The organism is Caulobacter sp. D5 (genome assembly GCF_003185805.1).
Taxonomy (GTDB): Bacteria; Pseudomonadota; Alphaproteobacteria; order Caulobacterales; family Caulobacteraceae; genus Caulobacter.
The window spans coordinates 1-7,082 of sequence record NZ_QHJY01000307.1 but is presented as its reverse complement, the minus strand read 5'-3'; the positions used below and the strand labels follow the sequence as shown (position 1 = coordinate 7,082).

Sequence of the window (7,082 nt, the reverse complement as noted above, 5' to 3'; positions counted from 1 at the left end):
CCTGCGGCGCGCCGTGCGCCTGGCCCCGCAGCGGGCCGACCTGTGGACCGCCCTGGGCGAGACCTTCGTGGCCGGCGACAACGGCCAGGTCGGCCCCGACGCCCGCATGGCCTTCGCCGAGGCGCTGAAGCGCGACCCGAACGACCTTTCCGCCCGCTATCACCTGTCCAAGGCCTTGATCGCCGATGGCAAGGTGGACGAGGGCCTGGCCGGCTGGCGGGCCCTGCTGGCCTCGCTGCCGCCGGCCGACGAGCGCCGCGCGATCCTGGCCGGCGAGATCGACCGCACCGCCAAGGCCGGCCGGCTGGTCGAGCCGAATTCGCAGGCGGCCCAGGCCGCCGCCGACGGCGGCGTCACCCCGCAGATGATCCAGGGCATGGTCGACAGCCTGGCCGCCAAGCTGGCCGCCGATCCCGACAACGCCGACGGCTGGGTGCGGCTGGTGCGGGCTTATGGCGTGCTGGGCGACGTCGCCCGCCGCGACGCGGCCCTGAAGACCGCGACCGAGCGCTTCAAGGACCAGCCGCGCGTGCTGGCCGCCCTGCGCCAGGCCGCCGATGCGCCCGCAGCCAATCGGGTCCCGCGATGAGCTTCCTGCCCAAGTCCCGCAAGGCGCGCCGGCGCCTGACCATCCTGCTGGCGATCGCGCCGGTCGCCGCCCTGGCGGCGGGGCTGGCGCTGTACGGCATGCGGGACTCGATCTCGCTGTTCTACACCCCGGCCCAGGCCCAGGAGGCCCACGTGCCGGCCGGCCGCAAGGTGCAGCTGGGCGGGCTGGTCCAGGCCGGCAGCGTGGTCAAGCACCCGGACGGCCTGGTGGAGTTCGTCGTCGCCGACCAGAAGGCGACCAGCAAGGTGCGCTACCAGGGCGACCTGCCCGACCTGTTCCGCGAGGGGCAGGGGATCGTCGCCTCCGGATCGTTCGACGAAAGCGGCGTCTTCGTCGCCAAGCAGGTGCTGGCCAAGCACGACGAGCGCTACATGCCGCGCGAGGTGGCCAAGGCCATCAAGGCGCAGGGCGAGTGGCGCGGCGAGGGAAGCGGCAAGCCCAGCTACGACGCGCCCGGAGCGAGCAAGCCTTGAACGCTTCCCATCACTTCTGCGGCCCTTCTCCCCTTGCGGGAGAAGGTGTCGGCGAAAGCCGACGGATGAGGGGTTTTGCTCCCCTGTCCGCGCGACCCCTCATCCGACCCGCTGCGCGGGCCACCTTCTCCCGCAAGGGGAGAAGGGGAGGTCTCATCCGATGATCGTCGAGTTCGGCGCGTTCGCCCTCGTCCTGGCCCTGGTGCTGTCGGTCGCCCAGAGCGGTCTTTCCGCCGTCGGGGCGCTGCGGCGGTCGGGCGCGCTGGCGGGGGCGGGGCGCGGCGCGGCCGTGGCGACCTTCGCGGCCCTGGTCTGCGCCTTCGCCGCCCTGATCCATGCCTTCGTGACCTCCGACTTCTCGGTGGCCAACGTCGCGGCCAACTCCCACACCGCCAAGCCGCTGCTCTACAAGGTGGCCGGCGCCTGGGGCAGCCACGAGGGCTCGATGCTGCTGTGGTGCCTGGTCCTGACCGGCTACGGCGCGGCCATGGCGGTGTTCGGCGAGCGCCTGCCGCCGCGTCTTAGGGCCTGGGCCATCGCGGTGCAGGGCGCGCTGGGCGTGCTGTTCCTGGCCTACACCGTCTTCGCCTCGAACCCGATGACCCGCCTGCCGGAACCGCCGGTGGAGGGCCGCTCGCTCAATCCGCTGCTGCAGGACTGGGCCCTGGCCGTGCATCCGCCCTTTCTCTATTCGGGCTATGTCGGCTTTTCGGTGGTGTTCTCGCTGGCGATCGCCGCCCTGATCGAGGGCCGGGTCGACGCGGCCTTCGCCCGTTGGGTGCGGCCCTGGACCCTGGCGGCCTGGAGCCTGCTGACCGTCGGCATCACGCTCGGCGCCTTCTGGGCCTATTACGAGCTGGGCTGGGGCGGCTGGTGGTTCTGGGACCCGGTCGAGAACGCCAGCTTCATGCCCTGGCTGATCGGCGCGGCCCTGCTGCACTCGGCCATCGTGCTGGAGAAGCGCGGCGCCCTGCCGGGCTGGACGGTGTTTCTGGCCCTGGCGGCCTTCGGCTTCTCGATGCTGGGGGCGTTCCTGGTGCGCTCGGGCGTGCTGACCAGCGTCCACGCCTTCGCCGTCGATCCGACGCGAGGCGTGCTCTTGCTGTCGATCATGGGCATCGCGGCCGGCTTCGGCTTCGTGCTGTTCGCGATCCGTGCGCCGAGCCTGAACGCCGGCGGGCTGTTCGCGCCGGTCAGCCGCGAGAGCGCCATCGTGCTCAACAACATCATCCTGTCGGCGGCGACGGCGACGGTGCTGCTGGGCACGCTCTATCCGCTGATCCGCGAGGCGCTGGACGGCGAGGCCGTCTCGGTCGGGCCGCCGTTCTTCAACCTGACCTTCACCCCGCTGCTGGTGCTGGCCCTGGCCATCCTGCCGGCCGGACCGCTGCTGGCCTGGAAGCGCGGCGACGCGCGGCTGGTCGTGCGCCGGCTGTGGCTGGCCCTGGTCATCGCCGCGGTGCTGGGCCTGGTCGCCTACGCCGTGGTCACCCCGCGCAAGGCGCTGGCGAGCCTGGGCCTGGTTTTGGGCTTCTGGCTGATCGGCGGCGCGCTGGCCGAGCTGGCCGAGCGGGTGAAGGCCTTCCGCGCCCCCTGGGCCGAGGTGCGCCGGCGCCTCTCGGGCCTGCCGCGCGGGGCCTGGGGCATGACCATCGCCCATGCCGGTCTTGGCCTCTTCGCGCTGGGCGCCAGCTTCGAGACCGCCTGGCGGGTCGAGAGCGCCCAGGCCCTGGGCGTCGGTGGCAAGATCGAGCTGGGCGCCTATGTGCTGACCCTGACCGACGTCGGCACGCTGGATGGTCCCAACTATCTGGCCGAGCGCGGCGTGGTGCGGATCGAGAAGAAGACCGGTGGTTTCGTCTGCACGGCCGAGCCCGAGCGGCGGTTCTTCCCGGTCGGCGGTCAGACGACTTCCGAGGTGGCGCTGTGCCCGCGTGGCCTGGATGATCTCTACGTGGTCATCGGCGAGCGCCGGGCGGGACCGGCGGGCGAGCCGGCCTGGCTGGTGCGGGCCTATGTCAATCCGTGGGTGCGGCTGATCTTCCTGGGACCGCTGATCATGGCCCTGGGCGGGGCGGTGTCGCTGTCGGACCGCCGGCTGAGGCTGGCTGTCGGACGGAAGGCCAAGGGAGCTGAGGCGTGAGCGCTGACCCCCTCCGGCCCTTCGGGCCACCTCCCCCAGGGGGGGAGGATCTGGGCGCCAAGATGCTCCCCCGCTGGGGGAGCTGGCGGCGAAGCCGACTGAGGGGGATCGCGGTAGCGATCGCCGCCGTCGCCTGCATGGCCGCGGCCTCCGACCCGTCCGAGCGGCTGGCCGATCCGGGGCAGGAGGCGAGAGCGCGCGAAATCTTCAAGCAGGTGCGGTGCCTGGTCTGCCAGAACGAGTCGATCGACGATTCCGAGGCCGATCTCGCCCGCGACCTGCGGGTGCTGGTGCGCGACCAAGTGAAGCAGGGCCGGAGCGACGGCGAGATCCGCGCGTTCCTGACGGAGCGCTACGGCGAGTTCGTGCTGCTGAAGCCGCCGTTCTCGGCCGGCAACGCCGTGCTGTGGCTGACGCCGCTGGCGGTTCTGCTGGCCGGCGGCGGGCTGATGGTCGCGCTGCTGCGGCGCCGGCGGGAGGCGCAGGCGCCGCCCGAGGCGCTGTCGCCCGAGGAGGAAGCGCGGCTGCGCGGTCTGCTTGGGAAGGAATGACACGATTGCGCCGCGATGACGCCGCAAGAAGCGCCGCGTGGGTGAAGGAAAGATAATCCTGGAACCGTTGCACGAATTGCTGGTGCGACTAGGTTCTGTTCGACAGAACCCGGCGCAGAGCGCCGTGGGTTGAGGAAAGACGAAAGATGGCTGCTCGGAAGTCAGGATTCATTGTTGGCGCCGTCGCGGGGGCGGGCGTCGCGTGCGCCGCCCTGGCGGGCGTGGGCATGCGGATGGGACCGGCCGGCGCCGCGGAGCAGGAGCCGCAGCTGGTGCGCGCCTCGGCCACCGCCGCCCCGATGTTCGCTCCGCCGCCCGGCGCGCCTCTGTCCTTCGCCGACATCTTCGAGAAGGTCTCGCCGGCCGTCGTGCAGATCGACGTGACCTCGAAGGCCGACCCCAAGGCCCGCCTGCGCATTCCGGGCCTGGAAGGCCTGCCGTTCGATATCGTGCCCAAGGGCCAGAAGCCGGGCGAGGACGGCGACGACGCCGCCCAGGCGCCCAAGCAGCAGTCCTCGGGCTCGGGCTTCTTCATCTCGGCCGACGGCTACATCGTCACCAACAACCACGTGGTGGCCGACGCCGACACCGACGGCATCAACGTCGTCATGAAGGACGGCCGCGAGCTGAAGGCCACCATCGTCGGTCGCGACGAAAGCACCGACCTGGCGGTGATCAAGGTCATCGATCCCAAGGCCAAGGGCGCGGCGTTCCCGTTCGTGAACTTCGAGAACCAGGCCCGTCCGCGGGTCGGCGACTGGGTGATCACCATCGGCAACCCGTTCGGCCTGGGCGGCACCGCCACGGCCGGCATCATCTCGGCCTATGGCCGCGACCTGGGCGACAACTCCTCGCAGTTCGTCGACTACATCCAGATCGACGCCCCCATCAACCGCGGCAACTCGGGCGGTCCGTCTTTCGACATCTACGGCCGGGTGATCGGCGTGAACACGGCGATCTTCTCGCCGACCGGCGGCTCGGTGGGCATCGGCTTCGCGATCCCGGCCGACGTGGCCGAGGCCACCGCCAAGCAGCTGATCAACGGCGGCAAGGTGGTGCGCGGCTATATCGGCGCCCAGATCCAGCCCTTCACCAGCGAGATGGCCGAGGCCCAGGGCCTGGCCGACGTCAAGGGCGCCATCGTCGCCGACCTGGTGCCGGGCGGTCCCGCCCAGCGCGGCGGCCTGATGCCGGAAGACGTGGTCACCTCGGTCAACGGCGTGGCCATCAAGAGCGGTTCGGAACTGACCCGCGAAGTCGCCAAGGCCCGTCCGGGCGAGGTGATCAAGCTGGCCGTCCTGCGCGGCGGCAAGCCCCGCACGGTCGAGATCCGTTCGGGCGTGCGCCCGACCGAGAAGGAACTGGCCGACAACGACAACGAGGATGGCGGCGATCAGGCCGCTCCGGCCAAGCCGGCGGCCCCCAAGGTCGAGGCCCTGGGCATGAGCCTTTCGCCTCTCGATGACGCCGCCCGCAAGGCCAACGGCATCGACACCGCCGTGAAGGGTCTGCTGATCGACAGCGTCAAGGCTTCGTCCGACGCCGGCGAGAAGGGCCTGCGCAAGGGCGACGTGGTGACCAGCGTCAACGGCGAGCCGGTCGCGACCGTCGCCGAGGTCAACGCCGCGGTCGAGTCGGCCAAGAAGCTGCAGCGTCCGAGCGTCAACCTGCGCATCGTCCGCGCCGGCCGCCCGACCATCGTGCCGCTGAAGATCGCGCCGTAAGCGTTCTCGCAGCGTGAACCGATCGATCCCGCCCCGAGCCATCGGGGCGGGATTTTTCGTATGTGACCAAGGTTTAAGGTACGCTCGCGCGTAAAGCCGGTATCAGACCGGTCGCTATCGCTCCGGTCGACAGAATCGGGAGAACGTGGGTTGTTTCTCCATCCGGACGGCGCACGAGGGGTTGGCTGATGCGTATTCTGATCATCGAGGACGATCTGGAGGCCGCCGGCGCCATGTCCCACGGCCTGACCGAGGCCGGCTACCAGTGCGTCCACGCGCCGGACGGCGAGGCGGGCCTGACCGAGGCCGGCAAGGGCGGCTTCGACGTGCTGATCGTCGACCGCATGATGCCCAAGAAGAACGGCGTCGAGGTGGTCTCGACCCTGCGCCGCGAGGGCGACCAGACGCCGGTGCTGTTCCTGTCGGCTCTGGGCGAGGTGGGCGACCGCGTCGACGGCCTGAAGGCCGGCGCCGACGACTACCTGGTCAAGCCCTACGCCTTCCCCGAGCTGATCGCCCGCGTCGAGGCCCTGTCGCGCCGCCGCGAGACGGGCGCGGTGGCCACCACCCTGAAGGTGGGCGAACTCGAGATGAACCTCATCAACCGCACGGTCCATCGCCAGGGCAAGGAGATCGACCTCCAGCCCCGCGAATTCCAGCTTCTGGAGTTCATGATGCGCCACGCCGGCCAGTCGGTGACCCGCACCATGCTGCTGGAGAAGGTGTGGGAATACCACTTCGACCCGCAGACCAACGTCATCGACGTGCACATCTCCCGCCTGCGCAGCAAGATCGACAAGGGGTTCGACCGGGCCATGCTGCAGACCGTGCGCGGGGCGGGCTACCGGCTCGATCCGTAGGCGCTGTGGCGGACCCGTGTTAGGCTGAGCGCCATGAACAAGCAGTCCAAGCCCGTCGCGGACGACGACGTCGGTGACGGTCTGGGTCCGGCGCCCTCCGAAGAGGAGATGGAGGCTTGGATCGTCCGTAACCGCGACGCCATCAACGAGTCGATCATCGAGGCGGATCGGGAGTTCGCCGAGGGCAAGGCCGAGCCTTGGACCATGGAGGACGTCATGGCTGAGGTTCAGGAAATCCTGCGCAAGGAAGGCCGCTAGCAAGCGACATGGTCGGGGGCAGGATCGAGAGGAGCTCCAGGGCGCGGAGTGATGCGCTCAAGCTGTCTCTTTGGATCACGCGTGAGAGCGGCATCGGGCGCGCTCGGGCGGTTTCCGATCGGCTGGAGGCCGCTTTGGAAATGTTGGCTCGGCGTCCTTTGCTTGGCAGGCCGCGCCCTGACTTCCCGGCGACGCCGCGTTCGTTTTCGGTCCCGCCCTGGGTGATCGTCTACCGGCCGCTGCCCGATCAGGCTGGAATTCTGGTGCTTCGCATCCTCGACAGCCGCCAAGACATCGCCGCCCTGATGGGCAAGAAGAGCTAGATCCATGCGCCTGCCGCGCCTCGTCCGATCCACGCCGTTCAGGCTGACCCTGCTGTTCCTGGCCCTGTTCGCGGCCGCGGCGACGGCCTTCCTCGGCTATATCTACATCGCCACCGCCGGCGAGGTGGACCGCCGCGCCG

The 7,082-nt window shown here is 70.2% G+C and carries 7 protein-coding genes and 1 pseudogene; all 8 read left to right on the top strand.

Annotated elements, in window-relative coordinates; all coding sequences use genetic code 11:
- A pseudogene (locus DMC18_RS26145) lies at window positions 1-589 on the top strand (c-type cytochrome biogenesis protein CcmI); the annotation flags it as partial.
- On the top strand, window positions 586-1,083 hold the full coding sequence (ccmE, locus tag DMC18_RS18815; protein ID WP_110133201.1) for a cytochrome c maturation protein CcmE: 498 nt from the start codon (window positions 586-588) through the stop codon (window positions 1,081-1,083). The pseudogene DMC18_RS26145 and the gene ccmE, both read left to right, overlap by 4 nt.
- Before the next feature lie 160 nt (window positions 1,084-1,243).
- Window positions 1,244-3,226, top strand: a complete 1,983-nt coding sequence (locus DMC18_RS18810) for a heme lyase CcmF/NrfE family subunit (protein WP_110133200.1) — start codon at window positions 1,244-1,246, stop codon at window positions 3,224-3,226.
- Window positions 3,227-3,288: 62 nt separating this feature from the next.
- A complete protein-coding gene (locus tag DMC18_RS18805; RefSeq protein WP_110120736.1) occupies window positions 3,289-3,777 on the top strand; it encodes a cytochrome c-type biogenesis protein in 489 nt (162 codons plus the stop codon).
- Between the two features lie 146 nt (window positions 3,778-3,923).
- Window positions 3,924-5,501 carry a Do family serine endopeptidase gene (locus tag DMC18_RS18800; RefSeq protein WP_110133199.1) on the top strand — a complete coding sequence of 526 codons (1,578 nt, stop codon included), beginning with the start codon at window positions 3,924-3,926 and terminating at the stop codon, window positions 5,499-5,501.
- A gap of 188 nt (window positions 5,502-5,689) precedes the next feature.
- Complete coding sequence (locus tag DMC18_RS18795; RefSeq protein ID WP_110120734.1) at window positions 5,690-6,361, top strand: response regulator transcription factor; 672 nt, start codon at window positions 5,690-5,692, stop codon at window positions 6,359-6,361.
- Between the two features lie 33 nt (window positions 6,362-6,394).
- Window positions 6,395-6,619 carry a hypothetical protein gene (locus DMC18_RS18790; protein WP_110120733.1) on the top strand — a complete coding sequence of 75 codons (225 nt, stop codon included), beginning with the start codon at window positions 6,395-6,397 and terminating at the stop codon, window positions 6,617-6,619.
- An 8-nt stretch (window positions 6,620-6,627) separates the two neighbouring features.
- Window positions 6,628-6,942 carry a type II toxin-antitoxin system RelE/ParE family toxin gene (locus tag DMC18_RS18785; RefSeq protein WP_110120732.1) on the top strand — a complete coding sequence of 105 codons (315 nt, stop codon included), beginning with the start codon at window positions 6,628-6,630 and terminating at the stop codon, window positions 6,940-6,942.
- Window positions 6,943-7,082 lie beyond the last annotated feature (140 nt).